The organism is Microbacterium sp. AISO3 (genome assembly GCF_002204305.1).
In the GTDB taxonomy this organism is placed as follows: Bacteria; Actinomycetota; Actinomycetes; order Actinomycetales; family Microbacteriaceae; genus Microbacterium; species Microbacterium arborescens.
Genome location: NZ_NHRF01000159.1, coordinates 1 through 398 on the forward strand (window position 1 = coordinate 1; position 398 = coordinate 398).

The window sequence follows — 398 nt, forward strand, 5'->3', positions numbered from 1 at the left end:
GTACTGGAAGTTGCCCAACTTGCTCATTGAAGTTGCTCAAGATGCTCAACTTTCAAACGTTGAGCAAGTTGAGCAAGTTGGTGAGCAACATGAGCCGCTGACCTCTGAAGCACTGCCCGACATGGAGGTGTTCTGATGGGTGCGCCTGACCTCATTCAAGGGCTCAGGCGCTCGGGCTTCACGTTGTCGGTGTTGCCATCTGGTGACCTGGCCGTGACGCCTGCAAGCAAGCTCACAGCAGACGAGAGGGCCGCGATCAAGGCCAGCAAGCACGCCATCGTGCAGGCCCTTCACTGCCCACCGGCTGACCGCGAGGCCATCGAGGAACGGGCCGCGATCATGGAATATGACGGCGGGCTGTCTCGCATCGAGGCCGAAGCCCTGGCAGGCATCACCCC

1 protein-coding gene is annotated in these 398 nt (G+C 60.1%); it reads left to right on the forward strand.

Annotated elements, in window-relative coordinates:
• Window positions 1-135 precede the first annotated feature (135 nt).
• On the forward strand, window positions 136-398 hold a 263-nt coding region (locus CBF90_RS16785; RefSeq protein ID WP_197690609.1), incomplete at its 3' end, for a hypothetical protein.